At 60.9% G+C, this 15,338-nt stretch carries 14 protein-coding genes and 1 tRNA gene; 3 read left to right on the top strand and 12 right to left on the bottom strand.

What is annotated here, in order from left to right; genetic code table 11:
* Nucleotides 1-42 precede the first annotated feature (42 nt).
* The 3 genes from GOB87_RS03950 to GOB87_RS03940 form a co-directional block, all read right to left on the bottom strand.
* A complete protein-coding gene (locus GOB87_RS03950) occupies nt 43-684 on the bottom strand; it encodes a hypothetical protein (protein ID WP_166313251.1) in 642 nt (213 codons plus the stop codon).
* A 12-nt stretch (nt 685-696) separates the two neighbouring features.
* Nucleotides 697-822, bottom strand: a complete 126-nt coding sequence (gene ykgO / locus GOB87_RS03945; RefSeq protein WP_003625637.1) for a type B 50S ribosomal protein L36 — start codon at nt 820-822, stop codon at nt 697-699.
* 134 nt (nt 823-956) lie between these two features.
* Nucleotides 957-1,919, bottom strand: coding sequence for a hydrogen peroxide-inducible genes activator (locus GOB87_RS03940; RefSeq protein WP_166313250.1), 963 nt, complete (start codon nt 1,917-1,919; stop codon nt 957-959).
* A gap of 204 nt (nt 1,920-2,123) precedes the next feature.
* Here GOB87_RS03940 and GOB87_RS03935 point away from each other — a divergent pair, with 204 nt between their 5' ends.
* From GOB87_RS03935 to GOB87_RS03925, 3 genes are all read left to right on the top strand, one after another.
* On the top strand, nt 2,124-2,666 hold the full coding sequence (locus tag GOB87_RS03935; RefSeq protein WP_166313249.1) for a peroxiredoxin: 543 nt from the start codon (nt 2,124-2,126) through the stop codon (nt 2,664-2,666).
* A 97-nt stretch (nt 2,667-2,763) separates the two neighbouring features.
* A complete protein-coding gene (locus GOB87_RS03930; RefSeq protein WP_166313248.1) occupies nt 2,764-3,288 on the top strand; it encodes a carboxymuconolactone decarboxylase family protein in 525 nt (174 codons plus the stop codon).
* Between the two features lie 328 nt (nt 3,289-3,616).
* A tRNA-Asp gene (locus GOB87_RS03925) sits at nt 3,617-3,693 on the top strand.
* A 132-nt stretch (nt 3,694-3,825) separates the two neighbouring features.
* On the opposite strand, the gene hflX is transcribed toward GOB87_RS03925, so the two are convergent.
* From hflX to GOB87_RS03880, 9 genes are all read right to left on the bottom strand, one after another.
* Complete coding sequence (gene hflX, locus GOB87_RS03920) at nt 3,826-5,142, bottom strand: GTPase HflX (protein ID WP_166313247.1); 1,317 nt, start codon at nt 5,140-5,142, stop codon at nt 3,826-3,828.
* Nucleotides 5,123-5,443: an RNA chaperone Hfq gene (hfq, locus tag GOB87_RS03915; protein ID WP_166313246.1), complete on the bottom strand. Its 321-nt coding sequence runs from the start codon at nt 5,441-5,443 to the stop codon at nt 5,123-5,125. Before hfq ends, hflX begins: the two co-directional genes overlap by 20 nt.
* Nucleotides 5,444-5,643: 200 nt before the next feature.
* Nucleotides 5,644-7,032, bottom strand: coding sequence for a nitrogen assimilation response regulator NtrX (ntrX, locus tag GOB87_RS03910; protein WP_166313245.1), 1,389 nt, complete (start codon nt 7,030-7,032; stop codon nt 5,644-5,646).
* Entirely contained in the window at nt 7,022-9,292 is a 2,271-nt protein-coding gene (locus GOB87_RS03905) for a sensor histidine kinase NtrY-like (RefSeq protein WP_166313244.1), read from the bottom strand. Before GOB87_RS03905 ends, ntrX begins: the two co-directional genes overlap by 11 nt.
* Nucleotides 9,289-10,722, bottom strand: coding sequence for a nitrogen regulation protein NR(I) (gene ntrC, locus GOB87_RS03900; RefSeq protein ID WP_166313243.1), 1,434 nt, complete (start codon nt 10,720-10,722; stop codon nt 9,289-9,291). The genes GOB87_RS03905 and ntrC overlap by 4 nt, the downstream gene beginning before the upstream one ends.
* A gap of 36 nt (nt 10,723-10,758) precedes the next feature.
* On the bottom strand, nt 10,759-11,883 hold the full coding sequence (locus GOB87_RS03895) for a two-component system sensor histidine kinase NtrB (protein ID WP_166313334.1): 1,125 nt from the start codon (nt 11,881-11,883) through the stop codon (nt 10,759-10,761).
* Nucleotides 11,884-11,908: 25 nt separating this feature from the next.
* Nucleotides 11,909-13,027, bottom strand: a complete 1,119-nt coding sequence (gene dusB, locus GOB87_RS03890; RefSeq protein ID WP_166313242.1) for a tRNA dihydrouridine synthase DusB — start codon at nt 13,025-13,027, stop codon at nt 11,909-11,911.
* 194 nt (nt 13,028-13,221) lie between these two features.
* The gene (locus GOB87_RS03885; RefSeq protein WP_242006145.1) at nt 13,222-13,812 is read right to left on the bottom strand and encodes a LolA family protein; all 591 of its coding nucleotides are present in this window, start codon (nt 13,810-13,812) and stop codon (nt 13,222-13,224) included.
* 61 nt (nt 13,813-13,873) lie between these two features.
* The gene (locus tag GOB87_RS03880) at nt 13,874-15,292 is read right to left on the bottom strand and encodes an NAD(P)H-dependent flavin oxidoreductase (RefSeq protein ID WP_166313333.1); all 1,419 of its coding nucleotides are present in this window, start codon (nt 15,290-15,292) and stop codon (nt 13,874-13,876) included.
* Between the last annotated feature and the right edge of the window lie 46 nt (nt 15,293-15,338).

Here is a 15,338-nt window from a genome sequence, read left to right as displayed (position 1 = left end):
CGCCCCTATAGCACGGGCGGGAGAAACAGTTTTCCTTCAACGTCAGGTCGGCTGACCGTACGCCTTGAGCTTCAGCTTGTCGTATGTCTTCACCGCTCCCGGCGTAAGTGGGTCGAGCGCCATGACATGCTCCCACGCTTTCAGCGCAGCATCGTTGGCTCCAGCCGCTTCTTCAGCCGATGTCAGTGTCTGCCATGACTGGGCATCCTCTGGGTCACGCTGAAGCGCCTCACCCAGATCGCTGATGGCGCCCCGTGCGTCACCGCCGGACAGACGTGTCTGCGCCCTCATCCGCCACAAGGCCGCGACATCGCTCTGTAGAGCAAGAGCCGCTCCCATATCCTCAATCGCCTCCGCAGGCTTCTCTTCGCCCAGTTCCCGCGTGGCGCGGCGCACGAGAAGCTGCGTGGCCGGGCGAATGGGCTTGAGCCGCAATCCTTCGAGCGCCTGACGGATCAGTGCTGCTTCCTGAGCGGATTGGGCGTGAGCCAACCGTGCCACCAGATCCGTCTTGGAGTCTTTCGGGGCGGGAGCGGGAGTGGCTGTCGTTGGGGGTGCTGCATGGCACAGCACCGACGGGATCGCCCCCCATACAGTGAGCACCGCGAGCATACGAAAAAGCCCGCCTCGTGAGCCTCCGTGAGGGGCTGACGGGCGGGCCTTACGCTGCATGTCAGAGGACATGACGGTCAGGTTTCAGCCCTGACGCGCCTTCATGCGCGGGTTCTTCTTGTTGATGACGTAGACGCGGCCACGACGACGAACGACGCGGCAGTCCTTGTCACGCACCTTAGCGGACTTGAGGCTGTTTCTGATCTTCATGACCCGTTTCTTTCATTCATGCGGCTGCAGGAAACCTGCAACAAAAGGTGCTGCGACATACGAAGCCAGACCGGGAAAGTCAACGCACAACACCCACTCAACCTAGGAAAACCGTGCCTTGTGGCCGCTTTTCTTCAAGAACCGACCCTTGTCTCCAGCGCGTTTCCCGCAATCACGGCCCCCTCAGGCCCCAACCGCCGCAAACCATTTGCAAGGGTCCGAAAGTCCTCGGCGCGCGGCGAGCGGAGCCGCCATCCCAGTCCGATGGTCCGCCAGACCGGTCCACCCGTCAGCGGTCGCGCCATCACACCTGCCCCGTCCAGAAGACCATGATCGACCGCAAGCTGCGGCACGAGACCGATTCCCAGTCCCTGCCCCACCATACGGACCAGCGTATGCAGGGAGGACGCCGTGTGCATCGCTTCCGGCTCGCTATCCGCCCAGTTGTTTCCCTGTCGGCACACATCCACCGTCTGATCCCGCAGGCAATGACCGTCCTCAAGCAGAACCATCCGCTCGCCCGCCAACCGGTCGAGCGGAACGACCGGCAATGCTTCCAGCGGATGTCCCGGCGGAACGATCAGCACGAACGGATCGCGCCATAAGGGTGTTGTCTCAAGCCCGTCACAGTCACACGGCATGCCCAGCAGAAGAACATCCAGTCGCCCCGTCATCAACCGTTCCTGAAGGCGCTCGGTCATGTCCTCGGAAATGAAAAGCCGGACTCGCGGAAAGAGATCGCTCACCAACGGCACGAGACGAGAGAGAATAAACGGCCCGATGGTGGGGATTATGCCCAGCCGCATTGGTCCCGTCATCGGATCGCGCGATGCTTCCGCCACCTGGCAGATTGCCTCCAACGCTTCCAGCGCGACTCTGCCCCGTCGCAGAATCTCCTCACCCAGCGGCGTGAAGACCACGCGTTTGCCCACTTCCCGGTCAAGAAGCTGAACGTCAAGCTGCCGCTCCAGCGCGAGAATGCCGGCGGAAAGCGTGGATTGCGTCACCGAGCAGGCCGTCGCCGCCCGCCCGAAATGGCGCAGTTCCGCTAGTGCTAGCAGGTATCTCAACTGTTGAGGCGATGGAAACGCCACCATGTCGTATTCTCTCCGCCACGTCGGTTGTACGGGAGTATGATCGAATATCTTATTAAAAAAGCAAATCCGACCATCGACCGCGTCGATCATGCCATGCTGAATTATTCATTGGCACCTCCCTCTTCCTGCTGTCATGGATAGGGTCCGCAGGGGGCCGGAACCGGTTTCCTGTCTCAATTACCGCTACATACAAGGAGCATTCCGATGCTGACAGTAGGCGACAAGTTTCCAAGCTTCGATCTGACCGCCGTTCCGGGTGGCCCGGAAGGTCTGGAGGGCAAGTTTGTCCAGATTTCCGACACGTCCAATGCCGGCAAGTGGAAGATCGTGTTCTTCTGGCCGAAGGACTTCACCTTCGTCTGCCCGACCGAGATCGTGGCGTTCGGCAAGCTGGCCAAGGACTTCGCCGACCGTGATGCCGTGGTCTACGGCGCGTCCATCGACAGCGAGTTCGTTCACCTGAACTGGCGTCTGCACCATGAGGACCTCAAGAAGCTTGAGATTCCCATGCTGTCCGACATCAAGCGCGAGCTGTCCGAGGCTCTGGGCATCATTGCCAAGGACGCAGGCGTCGATCTGCGCGCCACGTTCGTGGTCGATCCGCACGGCATCATCCGTCACGTGTCGGTCAACGATCTCTCGGTGGGCCGTAACCCGCAGGAAATCGTGCGTATCCTTGACGGTCTGCAGAGCGACGAGCTGTGCCCGTGCAACTGGAAGAAGGGCGACGCCTTCCTTCAGGGCTGATCGCACGACCGGGAATCGTGGTGTCCGCCTTTGCGCGGACGCCACGTCCCTTCCCTCAACCCCTTACCCACCGAAATTTCCACCGAGGCCAAACACGATGTCGATTGACGCACTCAAGGACCGCATTCCCGATTTCGCAAAGGATCTGCGCCTCAATCTGAGCAGCCTCGCCTCCGACATCACGCTCGATGAACAGAAGCTGGCCGGAACATTCGTCGCCAGCGCCATCGCCTGCCGCAACGCGGAAATGACCCGCGATATTCTCGACGAATTCGGCGGCAAGCTCTCGCCCGAAGCGCTCAACGCCGCCAAGGCCGCAGCCGCGATCATGGGCATGAACAACATCTATTATCGCTTCACGCATATGGTGGGTGGCGACTACACGCAAATGCCTGCAAAGCTTCGCATGAGCGTGATCGCCCGTCCCGGCGTGGACAAGGTGGACTTCGAACTTTGGTCGCTTGCCGTCTCCGCCATCAACGGCTGTGAGATGTGCGTGCAAAGCCACGAGCGCGCGGTTCGTGAAGGCGGTCTGTCGAGCGAACAGGTCCAGACTGCCGTGCGCATCGCTGCGACACTTCATGGTGTTGCTGCAGCGCTGGAAGCCGCTCCTGCGAACTGAGCCTTAAAAGCCCCCCTGTGGTCTGGCGGCACGACAGGCTAGCCGCTCAGACCACGGGGTTGTTTTCGCAGAAATCATCTTGTGAGAACGCTCAGAACGCCAAGGTGAAATCGGGCTGCCCTTAACTTCTCACACAATCGTTGAAGCGACGCCGTGCACAAGCGCCTTCCACATTTCTGGCAACATGTTGATCTTCCTAATCTTTCCGTCAAATTTCACGCCTTCGGACCAAAACGTGCGTTTTTTTCGCCAGACGGTGTTGCAAGCTGCGAAAACCCGAGTATAAAGCCCCTCAACAGCGGCACGGAACACCGGGTCACTGAAAAAAGCGGGTGTAGCTCAGTTGGTTAGAGCGCCGGCCTGTCACGCCGGAGGTCGCGGGTTCGAGCCCCGTCACTCGCGCCACTTTCCCTTAAAAAGTAGCGCCATATCAGACCGTAAGATTACTTGCGAGATCTGTTCGTTGATCCCGCAGAAATTGCGCATATAAACGCCCCAAAGCGCGAAAACCACGATGGTTTCCGCGCTCTCTGTGTATCAGGACTCTGGCGACAGAAGTTTTGGGAACAGCCGGTCGAACCGGGCCTGATCCTCGGCACGCATCCGCACAGTGACGACGATACGCATCTCGTCATCCTGACGCTCCAGCACTTCCCCATGCTCATACAGCCACGCCATGGCATCCCCTTTCTCCACAGGGATGTCATACCGGGCTGTCACCATGGATTCAGTCAGGTGGGCATCAATCGCCGCCAGAAGTTCCGGCAACCCATCTCCCGTGATCGCTGAGATGGCCACCGTGTTTTCACGCACCGGCACATTTTCCGGACCACCGAGCAGGTCGGCCTTGTTGAGAACCTCGATCACCCGGTCGCGCCAATGGGCGTCCAGCATGTGATCGCGTTCCATATCACCCAGAACGGACAACACATCGGTCCTCTGTGCCGCCGTGTCGGGATGCGCCACGTCACGCACATGCAGGATGATGTCTGCTTCCGCCACTTCCTCCAGCGTTGCCCGGAAGGCCGCAATCAGTTCCGTCGGCAGATCGCTGATGAACCCCACCGTATCGGACAGGATCACCTTTCGTCCGGATGGAAGTTCAATCGCCCGCATGGTGGGATCGAGCGTGGCGAACAACTGATCCTGCGCATAGACGGTTGCACCTGTCAGTGCATTGAACAGTGTTGATTTGCCCGCGTTCGTGTAGCCCACAAGCGCCACAATGGGGAACGGCACCCGCTTGCGGGCGCTGCGATGCAGTCCGCGCGTGCGACGGACCTGCTCAAGCTCTTTTTTCAGCCGAACAATACGATCACCGATCATCCGGCGATCCGCCTCGATCTGCGTCTCGCCCGGGCCGCCGAGGAAGCCGAAGCCACCGCGCTGACGTTCCAGATGGGTCCACAGGCGCACCAGACGGGAACGCTGGTATTCCAGATGCGCCAGTTCGACCTGAAGTGAGCCCTCACGGGTTGCGGCGCGCGCGCCGAAGATGTCGAGAATCAACCCCGTCCGGTCGATCACCTTGCAGCCGAGAGCTTTTTCCAGATTGCGCTGCTGGCCGGGAGACAGCCGGGCGTCAATGACCACGACTTTGACCTCTTCCCGCGCCACCGCTTCACGCAGGGAATCGACCTGTCCAGCTCCAAGCAGGGTCGCGGGACGGCGGGAACGCAGCAGCAGCACGGCATTGAGAACCACAACCAGCCCGATGGAAGAGGTCAGCCCGATCGCTTCCTCCAGCCGGGCGTCAGCGGCGCGGGCGTCCTGATCGCGATCAGGCTTTTCCCATGGGAGGATGACAGCGGCGCGGGTGGCCGGGGTGGCTGTTTCAGTAGATGTCGTCGGCAAGAGTTTCGTCGCTCTCCGCTTGAAGGGTCGCCTCGCGCTCCGTGCCGGACGTCACGCTCGCACTCCCGTTGGGAGCTTCGAAGACGTTGACGGGCACGAGGGGCATGACAGTGCTGATGGCGTGTTTGTAGACAAGCTGGGTGTGACCGTCGCGTCGCAGAAGGACGGTTTCGTCGTCGAACCAGCTTATGACGCCCTGAAGTTTGACGCCGTTGACGAGGAAAATCGTGACCGGCGCCTTCCCGCGCCTCACATGGCCAAGGAAGACGTCCTGGACGTTCTGGGTCGGTGTCTTTGCCACGATGCAGTCCTGTTTCTTGTTCGTTCTTGTTCTTCCGCCCGTAATCAAAGGTGCGTCAGGGCGGCAGACCGCCCATGCCCCGGTTCGGAACAGGTTTTGGCGATCATGCCACAATCGCGCATGTAAGGAATACAGGCGCGCGTATCAATTTCAGGCTGTGCGTCACGCATACCAGATGACAGCAGAAACAGAACGCCTTTTCACGTTGTGGCACGATCTTCCGACGTGACGCCAAGCTGCTTGAGCTTGCGGTGCAGCGCACTGCGTTCCATGCCGACAAATCCCGCCGTACGGCTGATATTGCCGCCAAACCGCAGAAGCTGCGCCTGTAGATACTGCGTCTCGAACAGATCCCGCGCTTCGCGAAGCGGCAGGCTCATGATGTCGGCATTGGAGTCAAACTTCAGGAGCGCCGGAGCGCCTTCGCTGATCTGGGGCGGCAGCATGTCGGCGCGGATCGGATCGGTGCCGCTGCCGGGCATCATGATGAGCAGACGCTCCATCAGGTTACGCAGTTCGCGCGCATTGCCCGGCCAGTCATAAGCCTGAAGTGCTGCCATCGCGTCGGCGCTGAGTTCACGCACCGGCAACCCCGCCGTCTCGGCGGCCCGGCGCAGGAACATACGGGCCAGTTCGGGAATGTCTTCGCGCCGCTCGCGCAGACTGGGAATCCGCAGAGGCACGACAGCCAGCCGATAATAAAGATCCTCACGGAAACGGCCCGCTGCGATCTCGGCCTGAAGATCCTGATTGGTCGTGGAGATGACGCGAATATCCACCTTCACCCGTGTGGACCCACCGATCCGCTCGAAGCTCTGATCCTGAAGCGCGCGAACAATCTTGCCCTGAGTCTCCAGAGGCATGTCCGAGACCTCATCGAGCAGCAATGTGCCGCCATGAGCGCGTTCCAGCACGCCAATGCGGCGCGGAATGCCCTCCGCCCCTTCCAGTCCGAACAGTTCCTCCTCGAACCGCCCCGGTGCCAGCGTCGCGCAGTTCAGGGCGATAAAGGGACCATCCGCACGGCGCGAACGCGCATGGATCATGCGGGCCGCGACTTCCTTGCCTGCCCCCGGCGCGCCGGTGATGAGCACACGCGAACCGGTGGGCGCCACGCGCTCGATCTGGGCGCGGACATTGGCAATCGTGCCGCTCTCACCGAACAGGGTGCTCTCGGGGCCGGCGCGCAGCCGCAGTTCCGCGTTCTCACGCTCCAGACGCGACGCTTCCAGCGCGCGACGGACCACGACCAGCAGACGATCGGACTGAAAAGGCTTCTCGATGAAGTCGTAAGCGCCATGCTGCAACGCGCTCACGGCGGTTTCGATCGTACCATGCCCCGAAATCATCACAACCGGGACGGTCGGATCCTCGACCTGCATGGTCTTGAGCACATCCAGCCCGTCAAGCTTCGAGCCCTGCAACCAGATATCCTGAATGACCAGCGAAGGCCGGCGCGCGCGAAAAGCCGCCAATGCCGCTTCGGAATCGCCCGCAACGCGTGTCTCGTATCCTTCGTCGTGAAGGATGCCTTCGATCAGCATGCGGATATCCGGTTCGTCATCGACGATCAGGATTTCATACGCCATCGTCTTCCTTCTGCACTCCGGCCTTGATCGACAGGCTGAGGATCACCTCGGTGCCTGTTCCGTCGGGACGATCCCTGAGTTCCACTGTCCCTTCATGGTCTTCCATGATTTTCCTGACAATGGCCAGCCCCAGACCCGTCCCCCGAGGTTTGTGCGTAACGTAGGGCTCGGTCAACCTGTCGCGGTCTTCTCCGGGCAGTCCAACCCCATCATCTGTGACGATAATCCACGCGCGCGCGCCGTCATGCCGCACTTCCACGCGGATATGTCCACCCGCCTTGCCATTCTCTTCCTCACCGTTCCCCTGCCCCAGTCGCCCGGTCATGGCGATGGCATCCGCGGCATTCTGCAAAAGATTGGTCAGAGCCTGCCCCAACTGACGACGATCGCACGACAGCCGGAGTCCCTCTTCGGGCAGAACCACATCGTAGAAAATATCCGGGTGCGCGCCTTTCTGGAGCACCAGCGCGTCACGCACGATCTCGTTGAGGTTTTCCTCCGCCATGCGCGGCTGCGGCATGCGGGCAAACGCGGAGAACTCGTCCACCATGCGACCGATATCGCCCACCTGCCGGACAATGGTGTCCGCGCACTGCCTGAACGTGTCCGGATCGGTGGTGATCTCACGCAGGAACCGCCGCTTGAGCCGCTCGGCGGCGAGCTGGATGGGTGTGAGGGGATTTTTGATCTCGTGCGCAATACGCCGTGCCACATCTGCCCACGCCGCCTTGCGCTGGGCCGCCTGAAGAGCGGTGATGTCATCGAACGTGACGACGTAGCCCTCCGTCACATTATTGCGAAGTTCGACCGCCGCCCGCACGAACAGCACACGGCGGCTGCCCGGCTCACCGATCTGCACCTCCCGGGTCAGAGCCCGATCCGTCCCGTCGCACAATGGCGCAAGCATGGGGGCAAACTCGGGGATCACCTCAGCCAGCGGCACCCCGACCTCCAGAGTAAGATCTTTCCCCAGAAGCTCACACGCTGCCCGATTGGGAAGCTCAATGCGCGCCAGTGAATCCAGCCCGATCACACCGGCCGAAACACCCGAGAGCACGGCCTCCGTGAACCGTCGCCGCTCGTTGATCTGCGCATACGCCTCCATCAGCTTGGTGCGCTGAGTGGCCAGTTCATCCGTCATCAGATTGAAGGCATGCGAGAGATTGCGAATCTCATCGTCGCGCCCGACCTCGGGCACGCGCACGGCAAGGTCGCCCTCACTGACGCGGCGCGATGCGTCCATGAGCAGTCCCAGCGGGCGAGCGATCTGGGTAGCGAGCGCCAGCCCCATCAGCACGGCGGCGAGCAACACCAGCAAGGCCACAAGCGCGAAAATCATCACGAAGGTGGTCTGGATCTTCGTACGATTGTGATTGAGGCGCCTGTAATCTGCAACGACCTTCTCGGTCTTACGCATATGCCCCAGAATCTCGGGATCGACCGGACGGGTGATGACCAGCATCATCTCCGGCGTCTCCCCCAGCGCCACGACAGCGCGCACCACCTTCTCGTCGGGACTGTCATAGATCGCCACGTCATTGGTCCGCGCCATCATCGTGGCGGCAGGCGGCGGCAGGGGCTGTTCATAGCCTGAACGGCTGAGCAGGCCACCCGTGGCGATCACGCGGTTGGTGATGGGATCGTACACCACAGCTTCCGTCAGGCCGCGGATCGTGGCCTGACTGTCGAGCATCTGCCCGAGTGTGTCCGGATCGTGCAGCAGATCGGTGCCGTTGACCTGAAGCTCGTTCTCCGCGCTGACCAGATAGTTCGACAGGGAGAAGGCCTCGGTGCGGATGTTGGCGTTGTGCTCGCTCAGATACCCGCGCGATGCTTCCAGCGCCTCGTTCAGCGCTGTGTTCACACGATCCGAGAACCATATCTGGATGCCATAATCGAAAAACAGAGTGGCGAAGATGCCCACCACAATGGTTGGCGCCACCGCGACAAGGCCAAAGAGACGCACAAGCCGCACATGCAGCCGCGCACCCGCTCCCTCTCCCGACTGCCGCTCATTGATGAGCCGCCGCACACGCAGGCCGCTTGTCAGCGCCAGCAGCGCCAGCGCCAGCCCACCCAGCACGAAGACGGCGTTTTGAATGTGAGGATGATGGGCCAGCGCCGCGCCTCCTGACAGCACGACGAACATTGCGAACACCAGCATGAGCGCCAGCGCCGCGAGCGTGACCCACACACCGCGCAACTCAAGGAAGTGCTTCACGCTTCCCTTCTTTTCCACAGGCTGATCCGAGGAGTTCATGGCCCCTTGCTCAAAGGAATGTCCAACTCACGGATCTTCTTGCGCAACGTGTTGCGGTTCAGTCCCAGAATGGCAGCGGCCCGGATCTGGTTGCCCCGCGTGGCCTCCAGCACCACCCGCAATAAAGGACGCTCCACTTCCGCAATGATGTGCTCATGCAGGGCCGTGTGCAGCCCATCACCATGCTCATCCCCCATGGCAAGATAGCGCCGGATATGGCGTGCCACCACGTCCGCGAACGATTCCTCCTCCCGGGGGCCACTCGTTCCCGTCGTTTCTGGCTGCGCACCGGCCAGTTCCGCCTCGATCAGTGCGGCCGTCACACTCTCTTGGGGATGAAGTGCCACAATGCGCTGCATGAGATTGGCAAGTTCGCGCACATTGCCCGGCCAGCGCCACGACTGAAGCTGGTCGAGGGCATCCTGTGTCAGGGTCTTGGGAGTGTGTCCCTCCTCCTGCGCTTCATCGAGGAAATGACGGGCGAGCAAGGGAATATCCTCCACCCGATCGCGCAGGGGCGGAACACGGATGGGCACGACATCGAGCCGATAGAACAGATCTTCACGGAACGTCCCGGCGGCAATCGCCTGACGCAAATCCTTCTGAGTGGCGGCAATGATCCGCACATTGGCGCGAATCGCCCGACGACCGCCCGTGACCGTAAATTCGCCATCCTGAAGCACGCGCAGAAGCCGTATCTGCGCCTCAGGCGGCATATCGCCCACCTCATCAAGAAACAGGGTGCCACCCGCCGCCTGCTCGAAGCGACCGGAAACGCGGCCGCCCCCGCTTTCCTGTCCAAACAGTTCCGTCTCGATGCGATCCTTTGGAATGGCGGCCAGATTGACGGCCACGAAAGGCCCGGTGCGACGATGCCCGTAATCGTGCAGCGCGCGCGCCACCAGTTCCTTGCCCGTTCCACTTTCACCCGTAATCATCACGGTCAGATCGGACGTCGTGAGGCGGGCGATGATGCGATAGATATCCTGCATGGGCACCGAACGGCCCAGAAGCGGCATGCGCTCCTCGGGCGCGGGCTCACCGCCTTCTTCAAAGGTAAAAGCTGGCTCCTCAAGCGCCCGTTCCACCACGGCCAGCAGTTCAGTAAGATCGAAGGGCTTTGGCAGATATTCGAACGCGCCGCGCTGGGTGGCCTTTACGGCCGTCACAAGTGTGGACTGGGCGCTCATCACGATCACACGCAGATCGGGACGGAACGCCCGGATGCGCTGGAGCAGATCGAGCCCGTTTTCCTCGGGCATCACCACATCGGTGATGACCAGATCGCCCTCTCCCGCCTCCACCCACTGCCACAACGTGGAAGCGCTGGGCGTGGTCCGCACCTCGTATCCATTTCGACCTAGCGCCTGTCCGAGAACCGTGCGGATGGACCGATCATCATCGGCAACCAGAACAACAGGCGCGCTCATGGCGCCTGCACATCCCGCCCGCTCGCTCTCGCCCGTTTACTCGCCATGTTCACGCTCACGCCGCCCAGCATCCGTCACCACGGGAAGAAGAAGGCTCACCTCGGTGCATCCGCGACGACTTTCGACTTCAATTATTCCCCCATGATCGTTGATGATCTTGCCGGCCAGAGCAAGCCCGAGCCCCGAACCCGAGGTCTTGGTGGTTAGGAATGGCTCGAACAGATGGGGCCGGATGGCCTCGGGAATACCCGGTCCCGTATCCCTCACCGTAACCACCAGAGGCAGATGCCGACGCTCTGTGGAACCGGGAAGAGCCAGTCGCACGCCCTGCCTGTAGGCGGTCTGGAGAGTGATGGTCCCCGGTCGCCCGGATTCCACAATGGCCTCGGCCGCGTTTTTCACCAGATTGAGAAGCACCTGCACGAGTTCGTCGCGATTGACCCACACATGGGGCAAGGACGGGTCATACCGCTCGACAATCGGGATGCCTGCAGCAAAGCCTTTTTCCGCGAGCTTTCGCACGTGCTCAAGAATCTGGTGGATGTTGACCGGCCGCCGTCCGACCGGTTTTTCCCCGAACATTTCCATTCGCTCGACCAGAGCACGAATACGGTCGGCTTCATCTCGAATGAGAACCGCCAGTTCCCGGTCCGCCTCACTGACGGAGCTTTCCAGAAGCTGGGCCGCACCGCGTATGCCCGACAGCGGGTTCTTCACTTCATGCGCCAGCACGGCCGCCATTCCTGACACGCTCCGGGCTGCCGAGCGGAACGTCAGTTGCCGGTCGAGCGCACGAGTGGACGAAGAATCCTGAAAAACCAGCATCACCCGATCGGGCCATTCTGGGATCGCGCAGGCATGAACGCAGATATCTTCGTGATGAAAACGGGGCGCGGTCAGCTCTACGTCATGCTCCGTCACCATGACACCGCTGCGACGGACCTGCGCAATCAAGGGAAAAAGCGGATGATCCGCAGAGAGCAGTGCCCCCAGATGCTCCTGACAAAGAAGGGCCCGCGAGCGGGCAAAGAACATCTCGGCGGCATTGTTGACCGCCAGAATGGCGTCGTCTTTGCCCATTACCATGATGGGAACCGGCAAGGTGTCCAGCAGCAATGCCGCATCAGGGGCAGTAGCTTCATTGGCTGGCCGGTCTTTCATCCGGCCTGCGCCCGCCACTGCCTGCTCATGCCGCCTGAAGACCATCCGCGCAGCAATCTGTCACCACGCCCTCGGACGACGGCATCTGCCCCTCACGGGAACGGCGGGGCGTATGACTGGCGCCCCGGGCGATCTGCTCATCATAAAACGTATTGATGGACGCAATGACGGTCTTCGCATCGTCCATTCGCGTGATGGAGGCACGGAAACCCGCCGAATCCGGCAGTCCAGCCGAGTACCACGCAACATGCTTGCGGGCGAGCCGCAGGCCCGGCTGTTCACCGAAATGGCGCAGCATCATGTCGTAATGCTCAAGCACAATGCCGCGTTCTGTCTCCAGATCGGGCTCCGGCAGGGCAATCCCTGTCCGAAGATAGGTTGCCACATGACCGAGAAACCACGGCCGCCCATAGCACCCGCGCCCGATCATCACCCCGTTTGCACCCGACTGCTCAAGCGCCGTGCGCGCGTCTTCCTTGGTGATGATGTCACCATTGACGATGACAGGAATGTCCACAGCCTCTTTCACCCGCCGCACGAAGCGCCAGTCGGCGACGCCATTGTAGAATTGCTGACGGGTGCGGCCATGCACTGTCACCATACGGATTCCACAGTCCTGCGCGATGCGAGCAAGTGAAGGCGCGTTGAGATGCTCATGATCCCAACCCATGCGCATTTTGAGCGTGACTGGCACGTCCACAGCTTTGACAGTCGCTTCAAGCAACCGCGCGGCCATCGCCTCATCTCGCATGAGAGCGGAGCCGGCCTGCTGGCCCACCGCCACCTTGCGCACAGGGCAACCGAAGTTGATATCCACGATATTTGCGCCATGCGCGACGGCAATGCGGGCAGCCTCAGCCATCGCTGCGGGTTCGCATCCAGCAAGCTGGATGGAGTTCGGTCCCTCGCCGTCCGCCACCTCCGCCATGCGGAGCGTGGCGGCGTTCTCACGTACCATCGCCCACGATGCGATCATCTCCGAAACGACCAGCCCCGCACCCAGCTTGCGCGCAAGCCTGCGGAACGGCAGATCCGTCACACCGGCCATGGGCGCAAGGATCACTGGGGTGTCGAGCACCACACCACCGAGGTCGATGGGAGCCAGCTTTGAGGAAGATATCTTTGTCGTGTCCACGTTCTGCATGATGCTTTGGTCTTAATCCGACAGACACCACCGTTCAATCAATGAGTGTGGATATCTCCAACAAAACGCTGCTTCCGTTCGACACAACACAAATTCTTAGCTCCACCCCATATTCGCGATAGAATCCACCAAGCACTCACTGAAATTATTTACAAAATCAAATCTTAGTTGCGACAATACCCCTCCGCTTGAGATCAACCGCCTTGCGGCAGAACAAACAGATCGGGTGACAACGGTCTTCCGGCCTTCAGATCGGTCAGCATTACCTGCGTACGGTGCCCCTGAGCATCGGTGACGATCCATCCTTGCAAGGCCACAGGCTGGGCAGAGAAGATCATCTCAAGCGTCCCTTCTCCCGGTGACGCCGTGCGTACAACGGCAACACGTAATATACCGTCTTCATGCCGGAAATCGGTTACGGTCACATCCCTCGACAGAGAGAGATGTTCCGCGAGCAATAGCCCAAGCGGCGTCCGTTCAAGTGGCATTTCGGTGGTCTGGTCGAGTTGCGAATCCCGAAAGACAACCTTTCCATCATTGGCCACAAGAAGAAGCGGGCTTGGCTTGTCATATTCAAAGCGCATGCGACCGGGCCGCGCCAACCAGACACGCCCCGTCGTGCGCTGCCCATCGGGAGCAACCTGCTGGAAACGTCCCTCAAGCGTCGTAACGCCATTCATGGCATCCTGCACCCGCGCGATCCATCCCTGATCGGCCGGCGTCAGCACGGTTTCCGCGTGACTGGCGACAGACATCGTCACACCCGTCAGGAACAGGCCACTCATAACGACGAACGAACGCAAGAACATGCTTTCACCTGCTGACAAAACGTAACGCCAGACGACCTCAGCGGCCCGTCATGATCCGTTCCACAAGTTGTTTGACCGTGGGCACAAAGCCGTTCGAATAGAACGGGTCGGTCGCGAAACGCCACGCATTCGTGCCGCCAAACATCAGATTATGGTCCGCGATCTCTTCCTCGTCCGGACCATGCGCGTGTGCGATGTTCTGCAACGTTTTCTGAATGCAGAACGACCTGGGATCAGCCCTGTGGCCGTTGCTGTATTCGGGAGGCTTCTGGCTCCAGTTGGAAAACCGACATTCCGAGAGGCAGCCCATGCAGGCAACCTGATCCGCCACGATCTCGCGCGCGCGCTCCGGCGTCACGAAGATCAGCGTGGAATCCTGTGTGCGCATGGCGTCCGTGAAACCATCGGCCTCCCACGCACGAATACGCAGCAGATCCGCTTCCGTCACGAAGACTTCGCGCTTACGTGCGCCCACACCATAGCTCGCCACCAGTTCGCCGAGAGGCTCTGGCGAGAACGCCACCTGCCGCTCCGAACGCTCACGCAGTTCCTGCAGAAAACTGTTGTTCACAGCAGAAGAATAAAAGCCCGTCGGTGAGAAGCGGTTCAGATAGACATCGCCCTTTTTCAACGTGCGCAGACGCGCCTTCCATGCCTCGGGGATAGGGCTTTCCGTCGTGAGAAGAGGACGCGTTCCAAACTGGAAAACGATTGGCCCCAGTTCAGGGTTATCGATCCAGTCCTGCCATTCTTCCAGCCACCACACACCACCGGCCATGATGATCGGTGTATCGCCCAGCCCGAAGGTCCGCATCAGCTTACGCAGAGCGGCCACACGGGGATACGGATCTTCCGGAGCCAGCGGATTTTCGGTGTTGGACAGACCGTTATGTCCGCCCGCGCGCCACGGGTCTTCATACACCACGCCCCCCAGCAACTCGGAGCTCTTGCTGTAGGCGCGCTTCCACAGCGCATTGAACGCGCGTGCCGAAGATATGATCGGATAATAGTGAACACCGAAACGGGTTGCGATCTCGGACAGGCGGTAAGGCATACCCGCGCCACAGGTCAGTCCCTGGATCAGCCCCTTGGCCCCTTCCAGAACACCCGTGATGACCTGCTCGGCACCGCCCATTTCCCACAGGATGTTGGCGTGGATACGTCCCTTGCCGCCTGCACGCTCATGCGCGATACGCGCCTGAGCGATGCCGCCCCGGATCGCGTAGTCGATCAGTTCTTCGTGTCGTTCCCGCCGGGTCTTGCCCCTGTAAATCTGCGGCACGACATTGCCGTTCTCATCGTAGCTGTCGGCGTTGACGATGGAGATAGTGCCCGCACCACCAGCCTCGGCCCAGGCGCCGGCCGACTCACCGGTGGAGACGGACACACCCTTCCCGCCCTCGACCAGTGGCAGAATCTCCGCTCCGCCCAACCTAACTGCGTTGATCGCCTTCATGCCTGTCTCATCGTCGTTTCTGTTCATACCAGATGCGGTCATCCGC

The sequence above is a fragment of the Acetobacter estunensis genome, from assembly GCF_011516945.1.
Taxonomy (GTDB): Bacteria; Pseudomonadota; Alphaproteobacteria; order Acetobacterales; family Acetobacteraceae; genus Acetobacter; species Acetobacter estunensis.
This window is presented reverse-complemented; position numbering and strand designations above follow the sequence as displayed.

Bases quoted from the DNA above. Each gene is read 5' to 3' on its own strand.
- GOB87_RS03950 (WP_166313251.1), bottom strand. From the start codon at position 684: ATGTCCTCTGACATGCAGCGTAAGGCCCGCCCGTCAGCCCCTCACGGA.
- ykgO (WP_003625637.1), bottom strand. From the start codon at position 822: ATGAAGATCAGAAACAGCCTCAAGTCCGCTAAGGTGCGTGACAAGGAC.
- GOB87_RS03940 (WP_166313250.1), bottom strand. From the start codon at position 1,919: ATGGTGGCGTTTCCATCGCCTCAACAGTTGAGATACCTGCTAGCACTA.
- GOB87_RS03935 (WP_166313249.1), top strand. From the start codon at position 2,124: ATGCTGACAGTAGGCGACAAGTTTCCAAGCTTCGATCTGACCGCCGTT.
- GOB87_RS03930 (WP_166313248.1), top strand. From the start codon at position 2,764: ATGTCGATTGACGCACTCAAGGACCGCATTCCCGATTTCGCAAAGGAT.
- ntrX (WP_166313245.1), bottom strand. From the start codon at position 7,032: ATGGCGTATGAAATCCTGATCGTCGATGACGAACCGGATATCCGCATG.
- GOB87_RS03905 (WP_166313244.1), bottom strand. From the start codon at position 9,292: ATGAACTCCTCGGATCAGCCTGTGGAAAAGAAGGGAAGCGTGAAGCAC.
- ntrC (WP_166313243.1), bottom strand. From the start codon at position 10,722: ATGAGCGCGCCTGTTGTTCTGGTTGCCGATGATGATCGGTCCATCCGC.
- GOB87_RS03895 (WP_166313334.1), bottom strand. From the start codon at position 11,883: ATGAAAGACCGGCCAGCCAATGAAGCTACTGCCCCTGATGCGGCATTG.
- dusB (WP_166313242.1), bottom strand. From the start codon at position 13,027: ATGCAGAACGTGGACACGACAAAGATATCTTCCTCAAAGCTGGCTCCC.
- GOB87_RS03885 (WP_242006145.1), bottom strand. From the start codon at position 13,812: ATGAGTGGCCTGTTCCTGACGGGTGTGACGATGTCTGTCGCCAGTCAC.
- GOB87_RS03880 (WP_166313333.1), bottom strand. From the start codon at position 15,292: ATGAAGGCGATCAACGCAGTTAGGTTGGGCGGAGCGGAGATTCTGCCA.